Source organism: Burkholderia sp. SR8, assembly GCF_052851275.1.
In genome coordinates, this window is sequence record NZ_JAULUC010000022.1 from 65,753 (window position 1) to 90,767 (window position 25,015).

The 25,015-nt window shown below is 67.8% G+C and carries 19 protein-coding genes and 2 pseudogenes; 4 read left to right on the top strand and 17 right to left on the bottom strand.

Annotation, left to right across the window (positions count from 1 at the left end; genetic code table 11):
• Positions 1–20 precede the first annotated feature (20 nt).
• From Q3A80_RS24295 to Q3A80_RS24325, 7 genes are all read right to left on the bottom strand, one after another.
• The gene (locus Q3A80_RS24295) at positions 21–839 is read right to left on the bottom strand and encodes a transporter substrate-binding domain-containing protein (RefSeq protein WP_446331410.1); all 819 of its coding nucleotides are present in this window, start codon (positions 837–839) and stop codon (positions 21–23) included.
• 42 nt (positions 840–881) lie between these two features.
• Positions 882–1,949, bottom strand: coding sequence for an ABC transporter ATP-binding protein (locus Q3A80_RS24300; RefSeq protein WP_446331411.1), 1,068 nt, complete (start codon positions 1,947–1,949; stop codon positions 882–884).
• Positions 1,950–1,987: 38 nt separating this feature from the next.
• Positions 1,988–2,830: an ABC transporter permease gene (locus tag Q3A80_RS24305; protein WP_446331412.1), complete on the bottom strand. Its 843-nt coding sequence runs from the start codon at positions 2,828–2,830 to the stop codon at positions 1,988–1,990.
• Positions 2,827–3,753 (bottom strand): ABC transporter permease, encoded by a 927-nt coding sequence (locus Q3A80_RS24310; RefSeq protein WP_446331413.1) that lies wholly within the window; start codon positions 3,751–3,753, stop codon positions 2,827–2,829. Before Q3A80_RS24310 ends, Q3A80_RS24305 begins: the two co-directional genes overlap by 4 nt.
• Before the next feature lie 4 nt (positions 3,754–3,757).
• The gene (locus tag Q3A80_RS24315) at positions 3,758–4,855 is read right to left on the bottom strand and encodes an ABC transporter substrate-binding protein (protein ID WP_446331414.1); all 1,098 of its coding nucleotides are present in this window, start codon (positions 4,853–4,855) and stop codon (positions 3,758–3,760) included.
• A 149-nt stretch (positions 4,856–5,004) separates the two neighbouring features.
• Positions 5,005–6,477, bottom strand: coding sequence for an aldehyde dehydrogenase family protein (locus Q3A80_RS24320; RefSeq protein ID WP_446331415.1), 1,473 nt, complete (start codon positions 6,475–6,477; stop codon positions 5,005–5,007).
• Complete coding sequence (locus Q3A80_RS24325; protein WP_446331416.1) at positions 6,474–8,168, bottom strand: 5-guanidino-2-oxopentanoate decarboxylase; 1,695 nt, start codon at positions 8,166–8,168, stop codon at positions 6,474–6,476. The genes Q3A80_RS24320 and Q3A80_RS24325 overlap by 4 nt, the downstream gene beginning before the upstream one ends.
• A gap of 274 nt (positions 8,169–8,442) precedes the next feature.
• On the opposite strand from Q3A80_RS24325, the pseudogene Q3A80_RS24330 reads away from it, so the two are divergent.
• Both Q3A80_RS24330 and Q3A80_RS24335 read left to right on the top strand, forming a co-directional pair.
• Positions 8,443–8,639, top strand: a pseudogene (locus Q3A80_RS24330) (histidine ammonia-lyase); the annotation flags it as partial.
• A 101-nt stretch (positions 8,640–8,740) separates the two neighbouring features.
• Positions 8,741–8,923, top strand: a pseudogene (locus Q3A80_RS24335) (UTRA domain-containing protein); the annotation flags it as partial.
• A 91-nt stretch (positions 8,924–9,014) separates the two neighbouring features.
• On the opposite strand, the gene Q3A80_RS24340 reads toward Q3A80_RS24335, so the two are convergent.
• The 3 genes from Q3A80_RS24340 to Q3A80_RS24350 all read right to left on the bottom strand — a co-directional run bounded on the left by Q3A80_RS24340 (position 9,015) and on the right by Q3A80_RS24350 (position 12,700).
• On the bottom strand, positions 9,015–10,454 hold the full coding sequence (locus Q3A80_RS24340) for an MFS transporter (protein WP_446331417.1): 1,440 nt from the start codon (positions 10,452–10,454) through the stop codon (positions 9,015–9,017).
• Between the two features lie 136 nt (positions 10,455–10,590).
• Positions 10,591–11,742 carry a CaiB/BaiF CoA transferase family protein gene (locus tag Q3A80_RS24345; RefSeq protein ID WP_446331418.1) on the bottom strand — a complete coding sequence of 384 codons (1,152 nt, stop codon included), beginning with the start codon at positions 11,740–11,742 and terminating at the stop codon, positions 10,591–10,593.
• 7 nt (positions 11,743–11,749) lie between these two features.
• A complete protein-coding gene (locus tag Q3A80_RS24350; protein WP_446331419.1) occupies positions 11,750–12,700 on the bottom strand; it encodes a hydroxymethylglutaryl-CoA lyase in 951 nt (316 codons plus the stop codon).
• 138 nt (positions 12,701–12,838) lie between these two features.
• On the opposite strand from Q3A80_RS24350, the gene Q3A80_RS24355 reads away from it, so the two are divergent.
• Positions 12,839–13,762, top strand: coding sequence for a LysR family transcriptional regulator (locus Q3A80_RS24355; RefSeq protein ID WP_446331420.1), 924 nt, complete (start codon positions 12,839–12,841; stop codon positions 13,760–13,762).
• 61 nt (positions 13,763–13,823) lie between these two features.
• Here Q3A80_RS24355 and Q3A80_RS24360 read toward each other — a convergent pair whose 3' ends face one another.
• The 3 genes from Q3A80_RS24360 to Q3A80_RS24370 form a co-directional block, all read right to left on the bottom strand.
• Positions 13,824–15,005 (bottom strand): fumarylacetoacetate hydrolase family protein, encoded by a 1,182-nt coding sequence (locus Q3A80_RS24360; protein WP_446331421.1) that lies wholly within the window; start codon positions 15,003–15,005, stop codon positions 13,824–13,826.
• Positions 15,006–15,037: 32 nt separating this feature from the next.
• Positions 15,038–16,819 (bottom strand): IlvD/Edd family dehydratase, encoded by a 1,782-nt coding sequence (locus Q3A80_RS24365; protein ID WP_446331422.1) that lies wholly within the window; start codon positions 16,817–16,819, stop codon positions 15,038–15,040.
• Positions 16,820–17,159: 340 nt separating this feature from the next.
• On the bottom strand, positions 17,160–18,197 hold the full coding sequence (locus tag Q3A80_RS24370; RefSeq protein ID WP_446331423.1) for a LacI family DNA-binding transcriptional regulator: 1,038 nt from the start codon (positions 18,195–18,197) through the stop codon (positions 17,160–17,162).
• Between the two features lie 299 nt (positions 18,198–18,496).
• Between Q3A80_RS24370 and Q3A80_RS24375 the strand changes: the two genes are divergently transcribed.
• Positions 18,497–19,843: an MFS transporter gene (locus Q3A80_RS24375; RefSeq protein WP_446331424.1), complete on the top strand. Its 1,347-nt coding sequence runs from the start codon at positions 18,497–18,499 to the stop codon at positions 19,841–19,843.
• A gap of 102 nt (positions 19,844–19,945) precedes the next feature.
• Here the strand turns inward: Q3A80_RS24375 and tcuC are convergent, their stop codons facing one another.
• The 4 genes from tcuC to Q3A80_RS24395 all read right to left on the bottom strand — a co-directional run bounded on the left by tcuC (position 19,946) and on the right by Q3A80_RS24395 (position 24,940).
• Positions 19,946–21,262 (bottom strand): tricarballylate/proton symporter TcuC, encoded by a 1,317-nt coding sequence (gene tcuC / locus Q3A80_RS24380; protein ID WP_446331425.1) that lies wholly within the window; start codon positions 21,260–21,262, stop codon positions 19,946–19,948.
• Between the two features lie 66 nt (positions 21,263–21,328).
• Positions 21,329–22,531 carry a tricarballylate utilization 4Fe-4S protein TcuB gene (gene tcuB / locus Q3A80_RS24385; protein WP_446331426.1) on the bottom strand — a complete coding sequence of 401 codons (1,203 nt, stop codon included), beginning with the start codon at positions 22,529–22,531 and terminating at the stop codon, positions 21,329–21,331.
• Positions 22,518–23,924 (bottom strand): FAD-dependent tricarballylate dehydrogenase TcuA, encoded by a 1,407-nt coding sequence (gene tcuA / locus Q3A80_RS24390; protein ID WP_446331427.1) that lies wholly within the window; start codon positions 23,922–23,924, stop codon positions 22,518–22,520. The genes tcuB and tcuA overlap by 14 nt, the downstream gene beginning before the upstream one ends.
• Positions 23,925–24,016: 92 nt before the next feature.
• Positions 24,017–24,940: a LysR family transcriptional regulator gene (locus Q3A80_RS24395; protein ID WP_446331428.1), complete on the bottom strand. Its 924-nt coding sequence runs from the start codon at positions 24,938–24,940 to the stop codon at positions 24,017–24,019.
• Positions 24,941–25,015 lie beyond the last annotated feature (75 nt).

Sequence of the window (25,015 nt, forward strand, 5' to 3'; positions counted from 1 at the left end):
CGGGGCAGGGGCGATGCGCATCACAGATCGGCCGGCAGCGCTGCGTGCAGCCACTTCTGCGACAACGTGTTCAACGTGCCGTTCTTCTTCGCGCCGGCGATCGCGTCGTTGACCTTCTGCATCAGGCGCGGCTCGTTCTTGTTCAGGCCGACGTGATCGGGCGAGCTGAACAGCGAGAACTTCTGCTCGGGATCGATCGACGGATGCCGCGCGATGATCGTAGCGCCGACGTCGTTGCCGACCACCAGCAGTTGCGCCTGTCCCGACAGGAACGCCGCGATCGCGCCGTTCGGATCGTCGAAGCGCTTGATCGTCGCGCTCGGCGGCGCGACCTTGCTGACGCTCAAGTCCTCGAGCGTGCCGCGCGCGACCGCGACGGATTTGCCGGCGAGATCGGCATTGCCCTTCACGGCCAGCGATTTCGGGCCGAACACCGCGAGGTAGTAAGGCGCATACGCGTTCGAGAAGTCGATCACCTTCGCGCGTTCCGGCGTCTGACCGACCGACAGCAGCATGTCGGTCTTGCGGTCGGCGAGATACGCCATCCGGTTGTCGCCGGTGACCTGTACGAGCTCGACCTTCGCATTGAGCGCGCGGCCGATCAGGTTCGCCATGTCGATGTCGTAGCCTTGCGGCTTCATGTCGGGCCCGATCGACCCGAACGGCGGATAGTCCTCGAACACGCCGATGCGCACGACGCCCGATTTCGCGATCGTGTCGAGCGCGTCGGCGTGCGCGAGCGGCGCGAAGCCGGCAAGGGCGGCCGCGCCGGCGCAGAGCAGGACGGTACGGGCGAGCAGGCGTTGCATGCGGCGGGTTGCGTGAATCGTGGCGTTCATGGCGAGGTCCTCGTTGTTGCGCTGGAGAAAAGGGAGCGGAGATCAGGCGCCGCGGGCGGCGATGAGCTTGCATGCATGGGGCGGCAATTCCGCGAGCACCGGCATGCCGACGTGGAGATCGGGCGTCTCGCGCGGCGTCGTCGCGGCCGTCAGCGTGAAGCCGCGGCAGTCGATCGTCGCTTCGATCGATGCGCCGACGTCGCGGACGAACGTGATCGTGCCGGCGAGCGTGTTCGGCACCGCCGCCGGCGGGCCCGGGCGCACGCAGACGTCCTCGGGACGAATCAGCAGGCGCACGGCGTCGGGCGTGCCGGCCGCATCGGCGCGCCGGATCGCGAGACGCTGGCCGCCCGGCAGGACGATCGCGTCGTCGCCGTCGCGCACGGCGGGCAGGATGTTGCCGAGGCCGATGAAGTCGGCGACGAATTCGTTGACGGGATCGCGATAGATGTCGAGCGGCCGGCCGACCTGCTGGATCCGGCCCTGCTCCATCACGACGATCTCGTCGGCCATCGTCATCGCTTCGCGCTGGTCGTGCGTGACCATGATCGTCGTGATGCCGAGCCGTTGCTGCAGCAGCCGGATCTCGATCTGCATCGCTTCGCGCAGCTTCGCGTCCAGTGCCGACAGCGGCTCGTCGAGCAGCAAGAGGCGCGGAGACGACGCGATCGCGCGTGCGATCGCGACGCGCTGGCGTTGCCCGCCCGACAGCTGCGTGACGAGCCGGTCGGCCATGTGCGGAAGCTGGATCAGCTCCAGCAGCTCCGCGACGCGCTGCGTTTGCGCGGCCCGGGCCGTCTTGCGCAGCCGCAGCGGGTATGCGACGTTCTGCGCGACGGTCATGTGCGGAAACAGCGCGAGCGACTGGAACACCATGCCGAAGTCGCGCCGGTTGGCCGGCACGTGCGTAAGGTCGCGGCCGGCGAACGTCACGGTGCCGGACGTCGGCGTTTCGAGGCCGGCGATGATCCGCATCAGCGTGGTCTTGCCGCAGCCGGACGGACCGAGAAAGCACACGAGCTTGCCGTCCGGCACCGACAGGTCGACATGATCGACCGCATACGCTTGCTGGAAGCGCTTCGTCACGTCCTGGAGGATGAGCTGGGTCATGAGGGTTCCTTGCACGGGCGAGGGCGCGGCCGTGCGCATCAGAGCGCGACGCCCTTGTCGCCAACGAGTTTTTCGAGCATCCAGATCAGCGCGAAGTCGATCGCGACCGTGAACACGGCGAAGCAGAACACGGTCGGGTCGAGCGACGACACGGTGCGGCTGTAGAGCCAGACCGGCAGCGTCATCGTGTCGATGCTGTACAGGAAGAACGTCACCGTGAATTCGTTGAACGACACGATGAACGCGAACAGCATCCCGGCGAGAATGCCGGGCCGCATCAGCGGCAGCACGACGTCGACGAGCGCGCGGCGCGGGCTCGCGCCCATCACGCACGCGGCTTCCTCGAAGTCCGGGCCGATCGATGCGACCGAGGCCGCGCAGTTCTTCACCGTGAACGGCAGCGTCAGGATCACGTGCGCGACGACGAGCCGCACGATGCCGAGCTCGACCGGCAGCGCGTTGAACACGATCAGCAGTGCGAGGCCGAGCATCACGAGCGGATAGACGATCGGCAACGCGACGAGCTGTTCGACGAGCGCCTTGCCGCGGAAGCGGCAGCGCGACAGCGCGTAGGCCGCGGGTACCGACACGGCGGTCGCGATCAGCATCGTCGCGACCGCCACGACGAGGCTCGTCGTCAACGCCGCGCCCATCGACTGCGGACTGCCCGCGTCGGACGAGACGAACGTCTGCCACGCGGCGCGATACCAGTGCAGGCTGAAATCGCGCGGCGGGAATTCGAGCGTGCCCGATGCGCCGAACGACATCGTGATCATCGTCAGGATGGGGAGCGCGGCGGCGAACAGCACGAGCGTCGCGAGCGCGCCGGTCGTGCGTCCGAGGCGGCCGGGCAGCGGCGCGCGCGGCAGCAGGGCATTCATCGGTTCACCTCGCCGGCCCGTTGCAGGGTGCGCACGAGGCGCTGGGAAACCGCCATCACGACGAGCGTCGCGCCCATCAGCACGATGCCCGATGCCGACGCCGCGGGCCAGTTGAGCAACGGTGCGACCTGGTCGTGCACGAGCACCGCGAGCATCGGCACGCGGCGGCCGCCGAGCAGCAGCGGCACGGCGAATGCGCTGGCGTTGTACGCGAACACGAGCAGCGCGCCGGAGACGAGGCCGGGCATCGCAAGCGGCAGCGTCACATGCCGCAGCGTCTGCCAGCGGCTCGCGCCGAGCGTCGCGGCGGCTTCGTCGTATGTGTGGGAGACCGCGCGCAGCGCGCTCGACAGCGGCAGCACCGCAAGCGGGAACGCGGTCTGGATCAGCCCCAGCAGCACGCCGTGTTCGCGATACAGCAGCTGCAGCGGCCGCTCGATTGCGCCGGTGCCCAGCAGCGCGCGGTTGAGCATCCCGGCCGGGCCGAGCATCACGAGCCAGCCATAGCCTTGCAGCAGCAGATTCACGAGCAGCGGCAGCAGCACGCCGGCAAGCATCAGCCGGCGCGCGAGCCGCGATTCGGTGCGCGCCATCGCGAGCGCCACGGGAATCGCGAGCAGCACCGCGCACACCATGCTCTGGAACGCGAGGCGCAGCGTGAGCCACAGCGACTTCGTGAAGTACGGGTCCGCGAGGTCGACGTAGTTCTGCAGCGTGAAGGTCCGCCATTCGTCGCCGGATACGCCGACGCTCATCCGCGCCACCGTGAGCGTCGCGGCGGCGAGCACCGCGAGGAACGCGAGGATCGGCGCGAGCAGCAGCCACGGCGGTACGCGCGGCGGCGCAGCGCCGGCGCCGGTGTCGGCACCGGCCGATGCAGCGGCGGCCGGCACCGCGTCGCGGGAGGAGGACAGGGAGGCCATGTCGTTATGCCGAGAAGATGCCCGTATAGCGCTTGATCCACGCGGGCTGGACGGCCGCGAGTGCCTTGTCGTCGTGCAGCACCGCCTTCTCCGCGATCTGCTGCGGCGAAGGCACGAACGCGCGGCTTTCCGCCGGAATCACGGCCTTCGCGTTCACGGGGCCGTTCAGCACGTCGGCCGCCATCCGGCCCTGCACGCCCGCGTCGAGCGAATGGTTGATGAACGCATGGATCAGATCGAGATCGGCCGGGTGCGCCTTCGGGATCACCGTGAACATCAGCTGCGTCGCGAAGCCTTCCTTCATCCCGTACGTCACGCCCATCTTGTAGTCGGGCTTGCGGATCTGGTCCGGAAAGAACGCCGGGGAATAGATGCCGCCGATGTCGAGCGAGCCGGTGCGGAACAGGTCGGCGACCTGGTTCGGGTTTTCGCCGAGGGTCATCACGCGATCCTTGAGCTGCGCGAGCTTCCGGAAGCCGGGATCGATGTTCTGCTGCGAACCGCCGGCCAGCTTGGCGGCGATGATCGCGAGGTCGACCGCTTCGGCCCATTCCGGCGGCGGCAGGAACAGTCGACCCGCATACTTCGGATCCCACAGTGCGTCGTAGCTCGACGGCGCGCTCTTCACGGTGGCCGTGTTGTAGATCAACCCGTCCGACCACAGCAGGTAACCGATGCCGAACCCGTTCGCGCCCGTGCGGTATTGCGGCGCGACGTCCTTCAGGTTCGGCAGGCGGTTCAGATCCGGCTTCGCGAGCAGGCCCGCATCGGCGAGACCGGCCGCGCCGACGCCGGCCAGCGTGATCACGTCGTAGGTCGGCCGCTCGCCCGCGGCCTTGACCTTCGCGACCATCCCCGACGTGCCGTCCGCGCGGTCGGCGATCACGTGCGCGCCCGTCTGCTTGCTGAACGTTTCCGCGATGTTGCGCAGTGCGGCCGCGCCGGTATCGTCGGACCACGTGAGCAGGCGCAGCGTCTTGCCGGAGAAACTGCTGGACTGTGCCTTCGCAGTACTGATGAACGGCATCGGAAGGGCGGATGCAGCGAGTGCCGAGCCGAGGGTCTTGATCACCTGCCTTCTTCCCGCCTTGAAGTGTTGCATGGCCGTCTCCTGATGAACGATGCCGTGTGGTTCGCTACCGGGCGCCGAACTGTGGCGCGGGGTGTGGATGAACTGTATGGACGTCAAATTTCCGCAACAAACGAAATATCCGCATGCGCGGCATGACATAAACGCATGGGCCGGCGGCGTCAGCGGGCCGGCTGCATGACCTGCTTGATTTCCTGGAATGCGGCCAGTCCGAACGGGCCGAGCTCGCGCCCGATGCTGCTGCGCTTGTAGCCGCCCCATGAGGTTTGCGGATAGATCAGTTGCGGCGTGTTGATCCAGACGACGCCCGCCTCGAGCGCCTCGGCGACCCGTTTGCCGCGGGCAGTGTCCTGCGTGACGACGGTTGCGACGAGCCCGTATTCGGTATCGTTCGCGGCCGCGATCGCGTCGTCCTCGGTGTCGAACGCGCGCACGCACAGCACCGGTCCGAAGATTTTGTCGCGCCATAGTGCGCAGTCGGCCGGCACGTCGGCGAACAACGCGGGCCGGATGAAGTAGCCGGGGCCGCCCACGGTATCGCCGCCCGTCACGAGCCGCGCGCCGTCAGCCAGGCCCTGTGCGATATGGCGCTTCACGCGCTCGTATTGCGCGCGGTTCGTCAGCGGACCCATCTGTACGCCCGGCGCGAACGGCGGGCCGACGACGGTGGCGTCGATCCGCCGCGCGAGACGCGCGATCAGTTCATCGGCGAGCGGGGCGGCGACGAGCACGCGCGAGGTCGCCGAACACATCTGCCCCGCGTTGAACAGGCCGCCAGCTGCGATCAGTTCGACCGCGTGATCGAGGTCGGCATCGTCGAATACGACGATCGACGACTTGCCGCCGAGTTCGAGGCCGACGCCCTTGATCGTGTCCGCGGCCGTCTTCATGACTTGTGCGCCGACTGCCGTGCTGCCGGTAAACGACACCTTCGCGACGAGCGGATGGGCGCACAGCGGGGCGCCGACGTCGTGGCCGATGCCGGTCACGACGTTCAGCACACCGGGCGGCAGGCCGGCTTCGGCGATGATCGCGGCGAGTTCCAGCTCGGGCAGCGGCGTGATTTCGGACGGCTTCAGCACGACGGTGCAACCGGCTGCGAGCGCGGGCGCGAGCTTCCACGCGGTCGTGACCATCGGGAAGTTCCACGGCACGATCAGCGCCGCGACACCGGCCGGCTCGCGCCGGATCCATGCGCGCTGGTCGCCGGTGGGTAGCGCGACCTCGGTTTCGCAGCCGCTGTCGAGCGCGTCCGCAAGGCTCGCGTAGTAGTCGAAGGTGGCGATCACGTCCGCGACGTCGATCTCGGCTTCGGCGAACGGCTTGCCATTGTTGAGCGACTGCAGTGTCGCGAGCCGGACGCGGCGTGCGTCGACGCCGCGCGCGATCGCACGCAGCAGGGCCGCGCGCGTGGCGCCCGTCGTGCGCTTCCAGCCGGCAAACGCGCGCGATGCCGCTTGCACGGCAAGGTCGACATCCGCGTCGCCGCCTGCGCTGACGGCGGCGAGCAACGCTTCGGTCGACGGATCGATGACGGGCAGCGTCGCGCCGCTGACGCTCGTGCGCCACGTACCGTCGATGAAGTGGCGCGTGTGCAGCGGCGGATCGAACGCGTGTTCCGGTGTCGTGCTCATCGCTGCACCTGATCGAACCAGGTCGTCTCGTCGATTTCGATCACGGTCGGAATCGCGCGTGCTGCCGCGTCGCGCAGCGCTTCGGCAAGGGCGTCGGGTGTCGCGGCCGCCTGCGCCGCACAGCCGAAGCCGCGCGCGAGTGCCTGGAAATCGGGCGTGTACGGATCGACGCCGACCGGCGTGATATCGCGCTCGACCATGTATTTGCGGATCTCGCCGTAGCCGCGGTTGTTCCAGACGATCACGATTACCGGCACACGGGCCTCGACCGCGCTCGCGAGCTCCGGCAGCGTGAACTGCAGGCCGCCGTCGCCGATCAGGCACACGACCGGCCGCGCAGGCGCGGCGAGCTTCGCGCCGATCGCAGCGGGCAGCCCGTAGCCGAGCGTGCCGTAGCCGGTCGACGAGTTGAACCAGCTGCGCGGAGCCGGCGCATCGTGGGTGAAATTGCCGACATAGACCGGACTCGTCGAATCGCCGGCGATGATCGCGCCGGGCAGCGTTGCGACGATGGTGTCGATCAGCTGGGCCTGCGCACGTGCGGCGTCGTCGTGGCCGGACGCGACCGTGTCGCGCACGGCGGCTACCCGCACCGCGCCCCAGCCGGGCTCGGGTGTCGGCACCGGCCTTTCGTGCAGGCGGGTCGACAGCGCGCCGAGCGCCAGCCGCGAATCGCCGGCGATCGCGATCTCCGCGCGGGCATTGCGCATCAGCTGTTGCGCGTCGATGTCGATGCGGATCAGGCGGCCGTCGATCGTGAAGCCGCCGTCGAACGTGACGTCGTAATCGGTTTCGCCGAGTTCGGTGCCGACGGCGAGCACGACGTCGGCATCGCGGATCGCCGCGCGGGTGGCCGGCAGCGACTGCGTAGAGCCGAGCAGCAGCGGGTGGCCGGCCGGCAGCAGGCCCTTGGCGTTGATCGTCAGCGCGACGGGTGCGCGCAGGCGCTCGGCGAGCTCGCGCAGTTCAGCCGCGGCATGGATCGTGCCGCCGCCGGCCAGTATCAGCGGCCGGCGAGCCTGCGCGAGCAGTTCGGCCGCCGCCGCGATCGCATGCGCATCCGGCGCGGGGCGCGCGGGCAGCGCAAGCGGCGCGGCGGGCAGCGCGGGCGCCGGCATCACGATCACGTCGAGCGGGATCTCGATATGCACGGGCCGCGGCCGTGCGCTTTCGAAGACCGCGAATGCGCGCGCGAGCACCTGCGGCAGGTCGGCCGCATCGAGCAGCGTGTGCGAGAACGCGGTCAGCCCCGCGAACACGTCGCGCTGCGACGGCAGCTCGTGCAGGTGCCCGTCGCCGCTGCCGAGCTCACGCCGCGCGTTGACGCTCGAAATCACCAGCATCGGGATCGAGTCCGCGTAGGCCTGCGCCATCGCGGTCGCGATGTTGGTCATGCCCGGCCCGGTGATGATGAAACAGACGCCCGGCCGACCGGTGACGCGGGCATAGCCGTCGGCCATGAAGCCCGCGCCTTGTTCGTGGCGCGGCGTCACATGACGGATCGACGACGCTGCGAGGCCGCGATAGAGCTCGACGGTATGCACGCCGGGAATGCCGAACACGCATTCGACACCCTGGCGTTCGAGCAGGTCGACGAGTGCTTCGCCACAGGTGCGCGGGCGTGCATGGAACGGTGCTGCCGCAGCCGCGCGGGCGTCGGCGATGCAGGAGACGAGGGCTGGATGGCTCATGGGTCGTGATGTGCCGGTTGGGAGAGTGAACGGCCCGTACCGCAAACGACGGGGCATGAAGCGGATTGTCGGTGCCGGTCGGCGGTGCCAACAATCGATTAGTTCTCATGCGGCGCATGTGTGTAGTGCATGGCGGTGTCGAATCGCGCCGGGGCGGGTACCGGTCGTCACGACCATGGTCCGACGTGTCGGTCTTCACGCGCCGCCGGAGCGCAACGGCGATCGAATTCGGAATTTGTCTGATGATCCTTGCGGTTCGATCGTCCCGCCTGCGCCCGCGAGTCTCGACGGCGGCATCACGTCGCTGCTGCAGGAAATGCACCTGTCCGTGCGGAGCCGGCCGCGCTGCAGGCGCGCGTAATCATCGGGAACGCGACGCGTGCGCGCGGGATCGAGCTGCTTGCCGTCGTGCAGGCATACGATCCGCGAACGAAACGCGCAGCGCCGCATCGAGCGACGCACACGGCGGCCTGTCAATAGATCGACCGCTACGTCGTCGAGCGGACCGCGAAGGGTGGCTGGAAGCCCGGCGGCCCAATGCCGTCCGGGGCCGGGCTGGCCAACGAAGGCGGCGTCGCGCGCAGTCCCGCATCCATGCAGAGAAGCCCAACGCGCAGGTACGCCGGCATCTCGTGATGGAAATCGGCGAGCCGTGCCTGGTGCTGAGGCGACGCACGTGGGTCGGCGAGCACGTCGCCACGTCGGTCCGGCTATGGCATCCGGCGTCGCGGTTTCATCTGGCCGGAAAGATGTAGGACTGGACGAAGCGCAGGCGAACGGGAAGGCGACGCTGCGGATCGATGCACGTTTCGCTCCGCAACGGTGCCTTCCCGGGTAAGCGGCGCGTCAGCGGTTGAGTTCCTCGAGCCGCACACCGTTGGTCCGCGGGCCGAACGTGCCGATGACCACCGCCACCAGCAGCATGAAAATCGTGATCCCGGTGAAGACGCCCGGCACGCCGAAGTCCTTCAGCAGCGCCGCGATGATGAAGCCGGACGTCATCGCGCCGATGCGGCTCGCCGAATACACGATCCCGCTCGCGCGGGAACGCACCGCCGTCGGGAACAGCTCGCACTGGTATGCGTGAAACGATACGGAGATCGTCTGCCCCGCGAGGCTGATCAGCACGCCGAGCACGATCAGCGGCACCGCCGCCTTCATCTGTCCGAACGCGAGCCCGCACACGATCACGGCGAGCGCGCCGCCGACGATCAGGTGCTTGCGCTGGACCCGGTCCGCATAGAGGATCGCGAGCAGCGGCCCGGCCGGCATCGCGAACGCGATGACGAACGAATACAGCAGGCTCTTCGTGACGGTGATCCCCTGGCCGATCAGCAGCGTCGGCACCCAGTTCGCGAATCCGTAATAGCCGATCGCCTGGCAGAAGTTGAACGCGATCAGCATCAGCAGACGCGAACGGTAGGGCGCGCGCCAGAGCGCCGCGAAGGCCGCGCGCGGCACGTCGGGTTGCGCGATCGCATCGACCGGGGGCGGCAGCGGCGCACCGGACTGGCGCTCGACGATCGCTTCCATTTCGCCGACGATCCGCTCGCTCCTGGCGATGTCGCCGCGTGAGGCCAGCCACCGCGGGCTTTCGGGCACCGCGCGGCGAATGAACCAGACGATCACGGCGCCGGCCGAACCAGCCAGCACGACGATGCGCCAGCCGTCGAGCCCGAACACCGTCTGCGGGACGAGCCACCACGACAGGATCGCGGCAACCGGTGCGGCCGCGAACATCACGACCTGGTTGAACGCGATCGCGCGGCCGCGCATCTGTTGCGGCACCAGCTCGGTCACGTAGGTGTCGATCGTGACGATTTCCAGACCGACGCCGATGCCGGTGATGAAGCGCCACAGCAGCACGCCGTCCGGTGTCGTCTGGAACGCCATGATGGCCGAGGCGACCGAATACCACAGCAGCGAGAACGTGAAGACGGCGCGGCGGCCGTAGCGGTCGGGCATCCAGCCGCAACCGAACGTGCCGACGAACAGCCCGGCGAAGGTCGCCGCGATGAATGCGGCGATTCCGGTGAAACCGAAGAATGCCTGCGTCGTGGTCTGCAGCAGGCCGCTCTTCGTCATGCCCGGCGCGATATAGCCGGTGAAGATCAGGTCGTAGACCTCGAAGAAGCCGCCGAGCGAGATGAGCAGCACGAGCACCCACAGATGGCGGGTGGCGGGAAGCCGGTCCATGCGCGCGGAGATGGCCGCGCCGAGATTGACGCCGGTGCGGGCATCGGGCGTGTCGAGCGCGGCGCTGCCCGCGGTGATGGTCTGCTGCATGTCTGTCTCCTGACATTTTGCGTCGGCGGCATCTTTTTATCGACGTGCCTGCCGTGACGAAGGTATAGGGGCGCACGTCGCGCGCGCGCCGGTCCGGCTGCTCGCTACGGGTGGCCGAGCGCGTTCGAGCGCTCGCTCATGCGATCGCCCGGCGCTTCAGGCGCGACAGCACTTCCTGCGTATGCTCGCCGACGCGTGCGAGCGCCTGGCGCACGCCGGGGCGCCGTCCGCCCATCGTGATCGGCAGCAACACGACCTCGGTCGTGCCGCCGTCGTCGGTCTGCATCGGCACGAGGCCGCCGCTCGCTTTCAGGTGCGGATCGTCGAGCAGCTGCTCCGGACGCGCGATCGGTGCGTACGGAATGCCGGCTGCCTCGAGCCTTGGCGACAGCTCGTCCGCACGATGGTGTTTCAGGATGGCGCCGAGCCGCTCCAGCAGCAGCGGACGCACCGCGACGCGCGACGCGTTGGTCGCGAAGTCCGGTTCGGCCGCGAGTTCGGGACAGTCGAGCACGTCGCACAGCGTGACGAACTGCTTGTCGCTCACCGCGCCGATGAAGAGCTGCTCGTCGTCGGCGAGCGTGAACACGTCGTAGACGCTCCACGCCGATATGCGCGCGGGCATCGGCGGCGGCGCCTCGCCGGTCATCGCGTACTGCTGCATGTGTTGCGCGCACAGAAACACGCAGTTCTCGAACAGCGCACTTTGTATTTCCTGGCCGCGCCCCGTGCGCTCGCGTTCGCGCAGCGCGGCGAGCACGCCGATTGCGCCGAACATGCCGCCCATGATGTCGTTGACCGACGTGCCGGCGCGCAGCGGCCGGCCGACCGGCCCCGTCATGTACGACAGCCCGCCCATCATCTGCACCACTTCGTCGAGCGCGAGACGCTTGTCGTACGGGCCGGGCAGGAAGCCCTTGTGCGACACGTAGACGAGCGCGGGGTATTGCTTCGACAGCGTCGCATAGTCGAGGCCGAGCTTCGTCATCAGGCCCGGGCGGAAGTTTTCGAGCATCACGTCGCAGGTGCCGATCAGTTCGACCGCGGCTTCCTTGCCTTCGGGCGAATTGATGTCGAGCACGACGCTCTTCTTGTTGCGATTGAACGACCGGAAAAAACCGATGCCGAGGCCGGGCAGATTGCGGGTCTTGTCGCCGCCCGGCGGTTCGATCTTGATCACTTCGGCGCCGAGGTCGGCGAGGATCATCCCGCAGGTCGGCCCCATCACCATGTGCGTGAATTCGACGACGCGAACGCCGTCGAGAGGAAGTCGGGTGTCGTGGTTCATGGTCGTGTCAGTCGGTCGTGGCGGCGGTGGTCGTTGCAGTGGCGTGGGTGTTGGGCAGGCCGGCGCGCCATAGCGCGCCGTGCAGCGTCTCGCCGTCGAGCCAGCCTGCGACCTTCGCGCGCAGTTCGAGCAGCGCGGCGATGTCGATGCCGGTTTCGATGCCCATGTCGGCGAGCATGAACGCGAGGTCCTCACTCGATGCGTTGCCGCTCGCGCCCGGCGCATGCGGACAGCCGCCGATGCCGGCCAGCGTCGCGTCGAAGCGTGTGACGCCCGCTTCGAGCGCCGCATAGACGTTCGCGAGCGCGAGCCCGCGCGTATCGTGGAAGTGGCCGCACCAGAAGCGCGTGCCGGCGATCTCCAGTGCCTTGTCGAACAATACGCGCACGGCGGCCGGGCCCGCATAACCGACGGTGTCGGCGAGGCTCACGCGATCGGCGCCCGCATCGAGCAGCGCCTGCATGCAGCGCAGCACCTCCGACTGCTCGACGCGGCCCTGGATCGTGCAGCCGAACGCGGTGCCGATCCCGCCTTCGATCAGCGCGCTGGAGCCGGCCGCGTCGCGCGCCGCGCGAATGCGCGCGACTTCGGCGACGACTTCGTCGGGCGTCTTGCGCAGGTTCGCGAGACTGTGTGCGCGGCTCGCCGACAGCGGCACGAGGATCAGGTCGGCGCCCGTTTCGAGCGCGCGTTCGGCACCCTTCAGGTTCGGCACCAGCACCGATACGCGCAGACCGGGCAGCGTCTTCGCGTATGCGACGAGTTCGGCCGTATCGGCGAGCTGTGGCAGCAGCCGCGCCGGCACGAACGAACCGACCTCGATCTCGCGCTGGCCGGCTGCATGCGCGTCGCGGATCCATTCGAGCTTGCGTTCCGTCGGAAGAATGCGCTGGATGCTTTGCAGTCCGTCGCGCAAGCCGACTTCGCGAACGACGACATGCTGGGGGAACGAAGGCACGATGCTGTCTCCATGAGCGTGGCCGGTCGTGGATCCGCCGGCGTCGTGCTAACTTTAGCCATTCCCGATGAACATTAAAGCGGTATTTCGGAAGCGTCATGCTTCCGAACCGGAATGTCTGGGCCCTGGAGACGGCGAATGCGCGATATCGACCTGAAGACGCTGCGGCTGCTGGTGGCCGTGTGCGATCACCGCAACATCGCGCGGGCAGCGGAGGAAGCGCATATCGAGCCGTCCGCGATCAGCAAGCGCATCGCGCAACTCGAAAGCGATCTCGGCGTGCCGCTGCTCACGCGCTCGCGGCGCGGTGTCGAACCGACGGCCGCCTGCAATGCGCTGCTCGAGCATGCGCGCAGCATGCTGTTCACGATGGAGCGCCTCGCGAGCGATATCGCGGCGTTCGGCGGCGGGTTGAAGGGGCACGTGAGCATCTGCGCGTCGGCGTCCGCGATCGCGGAAGCGCTGCTCGACGACATTTCGTCGTTCATGCGCGAGCCGGCCAACGAGAACATTCGCGTCGACGTGGAAGAGCGGCTGTCGTCCGAACTCGTGCGGCAGCTGCGCGAAGGTGCGGCGAGCGTGGGCGTGTGCTGGGACAGTGTCGACCTGCAGGGCTTGCAGCACCGGCCGTATCGGCAGGATCGGCTCGCGCTGGCCGTGCATCGCGATCATCCGCTCGCGAACGAGACGTCGTTGTGCTTCGACCAGACGCTCGGCTACGAGCACGTCGGCCTGCTGCCGTCGACGGCCGTGCACACGATGCTGCAACGCGCGGCGGCCAGTGCCGGCAAGACGGTGTCGTATCGCGTGATCGTGTCGAGCTTCGATGCGGCGTTTCGCGTGGTCGCGGCAGGGCTCGGCATCAGCGTCGTGCCGGTCGAAGTGGCCGAGACCTACCGGCCGGTGCTCGGCATCAAGGTGATCCCGCTCACCGATGCGTGGGCGAAGCGGCGGTTCGTCGTGTGCTTCCGGCGCTTCGACGCGCTGCAGCCGGCCGCGCAGCGGTTGGTCGATTATCTGGCGAGCCGGGCGGGTGTGGCGGAACCGGAGGGTGGGGCTTGAGGGCGGCGCCGCCGGCAGCGTAGCCGCCCGTTACCGCACGCGCGCCGACCTGCACGCCGCGTCACGCATCGAGCAGCCCGCGCGCGGCCAGGTTCGCATACAACGCGCGCACGCCGAAGGTCCACGGCGCGATCTCGGTGCACAGCCGCACGGTATTGACGAGTGCGCCGAGCGCGGGCGTGGAGATGATCACGCGGTCGCCGAGGTGATGCGTGAATCCGCCGCCCGGCGCATCGCGATCCTGGATCGGCGAAAACATCGTGCCGAGGAACAGCATGAAGCCGTCCGGGTACTGATGGTGCGCGCCGCAGGTCTGCGCGACGAGGTCGGCCGGGTCGCGGCTGATCTCGCGCATGTGGCTGATGCCGTCGAGGACGAAGCCGTCATCCGCACCTTGGACGTGCAGCGACACGCTTGCATGCCGCACGCTGTCCAGTGTGAAACCGTCGCCGAACAGCCGCACGAACGGGCCGATTGCGCACGAGCCGTTGTTGTCCTTGCACTTGCCGAGCAGCAACGCCGAGCGGCCTTCGATGTCGCGCAGGTTCACGTCGTTGCCGAGCGTCGCGCCTACCGGCGTTCCGCTGCTGCTGACCGCCAGCACGATCTCCGGTTCCGGGTTGTTCCAGACCGACGTCGGCAACAGGCCGACGTCCGCGCCGAAGCCCACCGCGGACATCGGCTGCGATTTCGAGAACACCTCGGCATCGGGGCCGATGCCGACTTCCATGTATTGCGACCACGCGCCGCGGCGTTCGAGTTCCGCCTTCAGGCGCAGCGCGGCTGCCGAACCGGGCACGATCTTCGACAGGTCGGTGCCGATGGTCGCGGCGATCGTTGCGCGCACTTCCCGCGCCCGGGCCGGATCGCCGCCGGCCTGTTCTTCGATCACGCGTTCGATCAGGCTCACCGCAAACGTGACGCCGCACGCCTTGATGGCCTGCACATCGCACGGCGCGAGCAGATGCGTGGCGCCGGGCGTGCCGTCGAGCGCCGCCTGCAGCAGCGGCTCGACGCGGCCGAGCGATTCGCCGGGCGCGGCACGCGCGAGATCGACCGCGTCCGGGCGGTCGAACAGATCCGCGGTAGTCGGCACGGTGCGCGTGATGTCGAACACGTCGCCGCCGCGCACGGCGACGACGCTCGGGCCCGCGTGGGCACCGTCGTGCCGCCAGACGCGGCCGATCAGCAGCGCGTGGGCGAGGTCGTGCGGCAGGCAGTCGGAAACGGAGAGATTTCGCATGGTCGGCTCGGCAAGGTCGTGGGGCGGTTGGATCAATGCGAGTGGCGCGGGTTGCCGCGCTGCTCGATCACCTTCAGGTACAGCGTGGCCGGCTCGAGGCAGCCGCCGGTGGACAACTGGCCGACGAAGCGGCGATAGAGCTCCTGCCACGGCGTTTGCGCCTGCGGCACGGCGAAGCTCGCCGTTTCGCGGCGGCGCGCGAGTTCGTCCTCATCGACGAGCACGTCGACGCTGCGGCGATTCAGGTCGACGCGGATCCGGTCGTTCGTGCGCAGCAGCGCAAGGCCGCCGCCGACCGCGGCTTCCGGCGACACGTTCAGGATCGACGGGCTGGCCGACGTGCCGCTCTGGCGTCCGTCGCCCAGGCACGGCAGCGACGTCACGCCGCGCTTCACCAGGTCGGCAGGCGGTGCCATGTTGACGACTTCCGAACTGCCCGGATAGCCGACCGTGCCGCAACCGCGGATCACCAGGATGCAGCGTTCGTCGATGCGCAGCGCGGGATCGTTGATGCGGGCATGGTAGTCCTCGGGGCCGTCGAACACGATCGCGCGTGCTTCGAACGTATTCTCCGCACCGGGTTCGGCGAGGTAGGTCCGGCGAAACGCTTCGCCGACCACCGACATCTTCATGATGGCGCTGTCGAAGAAGTTGCCGGACAGCACCATGAAGCCCGCACCGTGCTTGAGCGGTTCGTCAGGCGTGCGAATCACGTCGCGGTCCGCGGCCGGCGCCGCGTCGGCGATCTCGCCGATCGCGCGGCCGGACACGGTCAGGCAGTCGCGCCGCAGCAGCCCGGCCGCATCCAGCTGGCGCAGCACCGCGGGCACGCCGCCGGCGCGGTGGAAGCTTTCTCCGAGGTATTCGCCGGCCGGCATGCAGTTGACGAGCAGCGGCACCGATTCACCGAAACGCTGCCAGTCGTCGAGGCTCAGTTCCACGCCCATGTGACGCGCAATGGCGATCAGGTGCGGCGGACAGTTGGTCGATGCGCCGAGCGCGGACGCGACGACGATCGCATTCTCGAACGCCGCGCGCGTCATGATCCGCGACGGGCGCACGTCTTCGCGAACCAGATCGACGGCGCGCTTGCCGGTCGCATACGCCATCTGGCCGCGCTCGCGGTACGCGGCGGGAATGCTCGCGCAGCCGGGCAACGACATGCCCAGCGCCTCGGCCAGGCTGTTCATCGACAGCGCGGTGCCCATGGTATTGCAGTGGCCGATCGACGGCGACGATGCCGTGGTCAGCTGCATGAAACCCTCGTAGTCGATGTCGCCGGCTGCCAGCAGGTTGCGGGCATGCCAGATCACCGTGCCCGAGCCGACGCGCTTGCCGTCGTGCCAGCCGTCGAGCATCGGGCCGCCCGACAGCACGATGGCCGGCATGTCGACCGTGGCCGCGGCCATCAGGCACGCGGGCGTGGTCTTGTCGCAGCCGGTCGTCAGCACCACACCGTCCAGCGGAAAACCGTGCAGCACTTCCACCAGCCCCAGGTACGCGAGATTGCGATCGAGCGCGGCCGTCGGCCGGCGGCTCTGCTCGGCCAGCGGATGCACGGGGAATTCCATCGGAATGCCGCCCGCGTCGCGGATGCCGGCCTTGGTGCGCTCGGCCAGTTCGATGTGATGGCGATTGCACGGCGCCAGGTCGCTGCCCGTTTGCGCGATGCCGATGATCGGGCGCCCGGACTGCAGCTCTTCGCGCGTCAGGCCGTAGTTCATGAAGCGCTCGACATAGAGCGCGGTCATGTCGGCATGCGCGGGATCGTCGAACCATTCCTGGCTGCGCAGGCGGCGAGCGGGTTGTGACATGGCGGGCTGTCTCCGAATGGGGCTGTAGTCGGTTTTTTCGTGCCGGATAGTTACCGGTAACATCCGGGTCGATGTTAGCACGGGGATTTCGCGTTGAGGAAGGGTGAATTTGCGTTCGCGCAGCGCAGAGGGGCGCGGGCGTGGCGCGCGATGCGTCGGTTTGCACGGCGCCGAGTTGGCCGCATCGACGTGCGCTGATCGTCGAACGCTTCCTGGCCCCCCGCGTTGGACGAGGCGTAGCGAGGGGCCTGCGGAGGGGCCTGCGCGTCTACGCACTCGCATGCGCTGCGCGCCGGCACGCGGCGGTGCGCGCAACGTCCGACGGCCGCAGTTCAGCCGCTCACGCGCTTTCCCGCGCGACGATCGTGTAGTCGATACGGATGCTGCGCGATTCGGCCGGTGCGCCGTCATCGCGTGCTTGCAGCGCGCCGAGCAGCGCCTCGCCCGTGTGCAGGCCGATGCCGTATGCATCCACCGACACGGTCGTGATGGTCGGGTGGCAGCAAGTCGCCACTTCGAAGTTGCCGAAGCCGGCCACGGCGACGTCCGCCGGCACGGACAGTCCGCGCCGGTGACACTCCATGATCGCGCCGAACGCCGACATGTCGCTCACGCACATCACGGCGTCGGTGTCCGGCCACTGCTCCAGCATCGCCGCCATCGCGGGCCCGCCGTGGCTCATGGTGATCGGCGAATCGCCGAGCCGCACGACGCGCGGCGCGCACAGTCCGAGTGCCTTGATCTCCGCCTGATAGCCCTTGAGCCGGTCCAGACCGCGGCGGTCGAGTTCGCTGGCGCCGCCGAGAAAGCCGATGCGCCGGTAACCGCGCTCGGCGAGATGCCGCACCATCGCCCGCGCGGCGCGCACGTTGGAGAAGCCCACCGCGGTGTCGATCGGACGCGTGGGCAGGTCCCACATCTCGACCACGGGAATGGCCGAGCGCTCCAGCAGCTTGCGCGTCGCATCGGTATGCTGCGCACCGGTCAACGCCATGCAGCGCGGCTGGTGACGCAGCATCGAGCGCACCAGCCGTTCTTCGCGTTCGAGGTCGTAGTCGGTGTCGCCGAGCAGCAGCTGCAGGCCGTGCGGCTCGAGCGCGTCGGTCAGGCCGCGCACCGTGTCGGAAAAGTTCGAGCTCGACAGCGACGGCACCAGCACCGCGACGAATTCCGAGCGCCCCGACGACAATGCGCCCGCCGCGGCATCGGCCACGTAGCCCAGCTGGTCGATGGCCCGGCAGACCCGTTCGCGCGTGTCGGCGGCCACGCTGTGGCCGGCAAGCACGCGCGACACGGTCATCTTCGATACGCCGGCCAGGCGCGCTACGTCGGACATGCGGGGCGGTCCGGCGGGCCGGACGGCAGTGGGACTGGGCATCGGAATCGCGATCGGGAGAAAGCCGGGAAGGCTACATCATACCGGTGCCCGATGCCGTAGAGGCCGGCCGCCGCGCGCTCGTCGCCGCGACGCAGGCACTAGGGAAACCACTCGTCTTCCGGACCTTGAATGCACACGTCCCAGCATGCTACCTTGATTGATGTTATCGGTATCAGAACGCCGGTTGCTCCCGTCGTCCCGTCGGCGGATTTTTTTGCTCCGGAATGTTACCGGTAACATTCGTGCGCCGCCGAACCCGCCGGTACGAAGAAGACCTACACGATCAGGAGACAACACCGATGCCATCCCTTGCACAGACCGCTGCCGCATCGGCCGCGGCCGACTCGTCCGAGGACGCGCTGTACCGGAAGGTCATGCGGCGCATCCTGCCCTTGCTGCTGCTCTGCTACGTCGTCGCGTATCTGGACCGCGTCAACGTGGGTTTCGCGAAGTTGCAGATGCTCGACGACCTGCACCTGAGCGACGGCGTCTATGCACTCGGGGCGAGCATTTTCTTCTGGGGCTATTTTCTGTTCGAGATGCCGAGCAACCTGCTGCTGCACCGCTACGGCGCACGTTTCTGGATCGCGCGGATCATGATCACGTGGGGAATCGTGTCGTCGTCGATGGCCTTCATCGTGCCGCTCGCGCAGTTTTTCCACGTGCAGACGTCGACCATGTTCTACACGCTGCGCTTCCTGCTCGGCCTGTGCGAAGCGGGCTTCTTCCCGGGCGTGATCCTGTACATGAATTACTGGTTTCCCGCGCGCCGCCAGAGCGTGGCCATGTCGGGCTTCCTGGTGGCGATCCCGCTGAGTCTCACGCTCGGCAGCGTGGTTTCCGGATGGCTGATGGAGCAGACGCACGGCTTGTCGGGCATGAGCGGCTGGCAATGGATGCTGCTGCTCGAAGGGTTGCCGTCGATCGTGGTGGCGTTCATCGTGCTGGCCTGCCTCGGCGATGGTCCGCAGTCGGCGAAATGGCTGTCCACCGACGAGAAGGCGGTGCTGTCGCGCAACCTCGAACGAGAGGCCACGCACAAGTCGCACAGCGTCGGGGCCGCGCTGCGCAGCCCGCGCGTCTGGCTGCTCACCTTCATCCTGCTCACGTTCAATACCGGCTTCTACGGGCTCGCGTTCTGGCTGCCGTCGATCATCCGCGCGTCGGGCGTGCGCAGCCCGCTGCATATCGGCCTGCTTACCGCGATTCCGTACCTGACGGCCATCTTCGCGATGGTGTGGAATGCCTCGCACGCGCGCAAGACCGGCGAACGCCGGCTGCACGCGGCGATTCCCGCGCTGATCGGCGGCGTCGGCCTGATCGCGAGCGCGGCGTGCGCGCAGAACGTGGGACTGTCGATCGTATTCCTGACCATCGCGACGTGCGGCATCCTCGCGCTGATGCCGATCTACTGGACTTTCCCCGGCCAGATCCTGTCGGGCACGGCCGCCGCCGCCGGCATTGCGCTGATCAACTCGGTAGGCAACCTGTCCGGCTTCACGGGTTCGATGATCACCGGCATCGCCAAGGAAATGACCGGCAACATCAACAACGGCACGTATGCGCTGGGCGCGTGCCTGCTGGTCAGCTGCGTACTGATCATGTCGATTCCGCGCAGCATGCTGGTCCCGTCGGCAGAGCAGTAGGCCGTTTGCCGTCCGTCGCGTCGCGGTGCCGCCCGGTGTGCCGACGGCCGGCTGCGACGGGCCGGCGAATGTCCGCTTCGCGCACGGCCCGCCAACGGCCGCTCAGGCCAGTGAAGCCGAGCGCTCCGCGGCGCCGCCTCGGCGATAGAGCGCAAGGGTGGCAAACAGCCCGCAGCAGGCGGCGGCACTGAGCCAGTACCCTGGCGCCGCCTTGTCGCCGGTGACCTGAATCAGAAAGGTCGACACCGCGGGCGTGAAGCCGCCGAAGACGGCGGTCGCGAGACTGAACGCGAGCGAGAAACCCGCGACGCGAACGTTGACGGGCATGATCTCGGTGAGTGCCGCGACCATCGCGCCGTTGTACATGCCGAAGAAGAATGAAAGCCACAACAGCACGGCGAGCATGCGGCCGAAGCTGGGTGCGGACGACAGCCACGCAAGCGCGGGATACGACGTCGCGATGGCCATGATCGTGATGGCCACGAGAATCGGCTTGCGTCCGATGCGGTCCGACACTGCGCCGCCGACGGGCAGCCAGAAGAAGTTCGACACCCCCACGCACAACGTAACGATCAGGCTGTCGGCCGTGGACAGTTTCAGGACCGCCTTGCCGAAGGTCGGCGTGTAGACCGTGATGAGGTAGAACGTGGTCGTCGTCATCGCAACGAGCAGCATGCCGGCAAATACCGTGCGCCAGTTTTGCAGCATCGTCGCGAACACTTCGCGCGCCCGCGGATGATGCGTGCGTGCCTTGAATTCGTCGGTTTCCCGCAGCGTTCGGCGCAGCAGGAAAATCGCTGGCACGATCGCACAACCGATGAAGAACGGAATGCGCCACCCCCATGCGGCGATTTCCTGGCTCGTCAGTAGCTGATTCAGCACATAGCCGAGCGCCGCCGCAACGACGATCGCGACCTGCTGGCTGGCGGACTGCCAGCTCGTGTAGAAGCCCTTGTTTCCCGGCGTCGCCATTTCCGCGAGATAGACGGACACGCCGCCCAGTTCCGCCCCCGCCGAAAAGCCCTGCAGCAAGCGTCCAAGCAGCACCAGCACCGGCGCTGCGAGTCCGATCGTCGCATAGCCCGGTACGCACGCGATCAGCACGGTCCCGCTCGCCATGATCGAGAGCGTCACGATCAACCCCTTGCGTCGGCCCACTTCGTCGATGTACGCGCCCAATACGATCGCGCCGAGCGGGCGCATCAGGAAGCCGGCGCCGAATACGGCGAACGTCAGCAACAGCGATGCGAATTCGCTTGCGGTCGGAAAGAACACCCGCGAGATCGTGGTCGCATAGAAGCCGAACAGGAAAAAGTCGAATTGCTCGAGGAAGTTGCCGCTGGTGACGCGCAGGACCGTGCCGAACGTCGACGTGCGGGCGGCGGCGCGGTCCGGCGCAGCTGGCGGTGAGCGATGCATGAATTGTCTCCTATGGATGTCTTGGGCGAATCCGGCAAGCGACCGAATCGCTTCGTATGACCCGGTTCAATCCGGGCTCGGTTGCAGGCGCGTGGCCTGGCGTTTTTCGATCGACGACTTGAGCAGTGCCGCGCAGCGAAAGATGCCGTGCGCGAATTTTCCGTATGGCAGCGTGGCGAAAAGCGCCATCACGACACCGAGATGGACGGCCAGCAGGCCCGCCATCGCGCCGCTGTCGCGCCATGCAAGGAGTGCCAGCCCCGATGCGCTCACGAGCATCAGCAGTGCGATGAAGCCGCGATCCATCGGGCGTTGCTTCGGATCGGTCCGCTCGGGGGCGCGGCGCATGTTGAGCCATAGCAGCCCGGCCGGCCCGATCAGCAGGCCGATGCCGCCCGCCGTGCCGAGCAGCACCGGAAGGCTCACGAACGCGTACGGCGCGTGCAGGCCGAGCGCGTAGTGATAGAACGTCGCCACCACGGTGGCCGCGAAGCACAGCATGAAGCCGTAGAACGTGAAGTGATGGAAGCGCCGTCGAGCGAGCGTGAATGCATCGTCCGACTCGTTGCAGCCTTCACCGTGACCGCCGTCGAGATAGGTCAGCGCGAGCGCGTGCTTCGCCGCTTCGGCGACTGCCGGCACATTGGCTGTGCCTGCCGACACGTCGCGCCAGAATCGCGTGACACCGGTGCCCAGTGCGAGCATGGCGAGGCCGAACACGCTGCCGAACATCACGGCAAGCAGGTTGTGCGGAAAAATCGCATAGAAGTTACCGCCCACCGGGCCGTTCAACAGCGAACCGTGCATCGCGACACCGAGCAGCAGAAACAGCGCGAGCCCGGCCGCGAGGGCCAGTGCGACGGTGAGGCCGTTACGCTGGTAGAGCCGGCCCATCGGCGCCGGCCACGCATATTCGACATACGTATCGAACCGGACTTGCGCCATCGCCTTCGGCACGTTCACCGCGAACTCGTGCGGCGGCGCGTACTGGCACGCGTGATAGCACGCGCCGCAGTTGTGACACAGGTTCGCGAGGTAGTTGACGTCGGCCTTCGCGAAATCGAGGCGGCGCGTCATCGCCGGAAAGACCGCACAGAATCCTTCGCAATAGCGGCACGCGTTGCAGATGCTCATCTGCCGCGCAACCTCGGCTTCGTTGTCGGTAACGGGATGGACGCGAATGACCGCGGCGCCGCTCGCGCCGGCGGACGCGCGCCGGGCGGGAGCAAGCGGCTGCGCGTCGCGGACGCGTTCTTCAAGATTCTGCACATTGAACTCCAGTCGATTGAGCGGCCTTCGCCGCCTGGGTGCCGGCGATACGCCCGAATGCGGTGCCGATCGACATGCCGACGCCGGCCGTGTATCCCTTGCCGAGCACGTTGCCGGCCATCATTTCACCGGCCACGAACAGGTTGCCGCTCGGCCGTCCGCCGAAGTGGACCTGCGCGCGTTCGTTGACCTTGAGTCCCAGATAGGTGAACGTGATGCCGGGCCGCAGCGCGTAGCCGAAGAACGGCGGCGTGTCGATCGGGCGCGCCCAGTGGGTTTTCGCGGGTGACAGCCCGTCGGTACGGCAGTCGTCGAGCGCCGTGTGATCGAAGGTGCCGGTCCGGCATGCGGCGTTGTATGCGCGCAGCGTGTCGACAAACGCGTGCTCGGGCAGATTCAGGCGGCGCGCGAGCTCAGGTAGCGAATCCGCTCTCGTGCCGGGAAATACCGGCGGCATGAACCGTCCGACGGCCTTCGCGTCGATGATCGAGTACGCGATCTGGCCCGGTTGTCCGGCGACGAGCCGGCCCCAGATCGCGTAGCGCTTCGGCCAGAAATCTTCACCCTCGTCATAGAAACGCTGTGCATCGCGATTGACGACGACACCGAGCGATACGCAATCGATGCGCGTGCAGATGCCGCCGTCGTAGAGCGGCGCGCGTGCGTCGATCGCGACGCAATGCGACTGAGACGGGTCGCCGATCGCGTCCGCGCCCGCGTCGATCATGTATCTGAGCAGCACGCCCCGATTGAAACGCGTGCCGCGGATGAGGAAGTTGTCGGCGGGCCATTCGCCGCGCTCGTCTTGTCCCCACGCTGCTCGCAACCACGCGCGATTGGATTCGAATCCGCCTGCCGCCAGCACGCAACTGCGCGCCTCGAAGCGTTGCGTGCCGCTGCGCGCGGCGATGAAGCGCTCGCCATCGAGCTCGATCGCATCGACCGGCGTGTCGTAGCGGATGCGTACGCCGAGTGCTTCGGCACTGCGGTAATACGCGTTCACGAGCGCCTTGCCGCCGCCCATGAAGAATGCGTTGGTGCGCGCGACGTGCAGCGCACCGGATAGCGGCGGCTGAAACCGCACACCGTGCGAATGCATCCACGGACGGCACGTCGACGACGCGCGGATCACCAGCCGGGCCAGCGCCTCGTTCGTGATGCCACCGGTGACCTTCAGCAGGTCTTGCCAGTATTCCTCTTCGGAATAGGCGCCGACCAATACGTCCTGCGGCGCATCGTGCATGCAACGCAGGTTGCGGGTGTGCTGGGAATTTCCGCCGCGCCATTCGCGCGGCGCCGCTTCGAGCAGCAGGACCGAGGCGCCGGCTTCACGCGCCATCAACGCGGCGCACAATGCGGCATTGCCTCCGCCGATTACGAGAACGTCGACCATCTGAGCTGTCTCCTTTGAGACGCCACTCTACGGATCGACCCGCGCTGCCGCCATCGGCAGCGCGGCAACACGTCTTCAGTTTTCGTGAAGAGTTACATACGCAGCGTCGCGCCAGGCCAGCTACCGGCCGCGACGATGTCGCGCGCCACGTCGGCGAGCACGACCCGTGCTGCCAGCCCGGCGGGCGATAACTCGTCGTCGGAGATGCTCGCGATCAGGTTGGGTCTGATCGCATGTTCGTCGGCGACCGGGACGCTCGCGAGCGTGGCATTGTCGAGTCGCGCGAGCGCCGCGCCCGGTTGTATGGTGGCGCCGAGGCCGCCGCGCACGGCGTCCATCAACATCGCCAGGCCGTCGACTTCGGCGGCGATATACGGGCTGAAGCCGGTACGGGCGAAGGCGGTGTCGAGCAATGCGCGCAGCCCGTGCGGGCCGCTGGGCAGGATCAGGGGCAGTGCGCCGAGGTTCGCAAGGGACACTTGCGGGCCGGCAGGCATGCCCGGCAGGCCGGCGTTGCCGATCACGAACAGACGCTCGTCGAGCAACGGCATGACGCTCCAGCGCTGCGCGGGTTCTTCGCGGAACAGCACGGCCAGGTCGATTTGCCGTGCGCTCAGCATCGCACCGAGATAGCCCGACAGGCTTTCGACCATGCGCAACCGGACATCCGGATAGCGCTGCCGCATCGCTTTCATGAAGGCCAGGCCGAGCACGCCGGTGGTGCTCGGCGCGAGCCCGACGCTGACGTGCCCCGACAGGCGCGCCTGTCGGGCCGCGAGTGCCGCATCGTCGACGTGGCGCAACGCGAGCTGCGCTTGTCTCCAGAAGGCGAGACCGGCGTCCGTCGGAACCACGCCCGCGGACGTGCGCTGCAGCAGGCGTGTCGACAGCTCGCTCTCCAGCCGGCTGATCTGCTGGCTTAGTGCGGACGTCACCACGCCGAGCTCCAGGGCGGCCTTGCCCATGCTGCCGTGCTCCACGACGCAGACGAAATAGCGCAGTTGCCTGAGTTCCATCGACACCCCGAATCGATTCGATCACGGTATTGTCGCAGTCATCGATGGGCTGGTCGAATCTTCAGATCCGTTCGA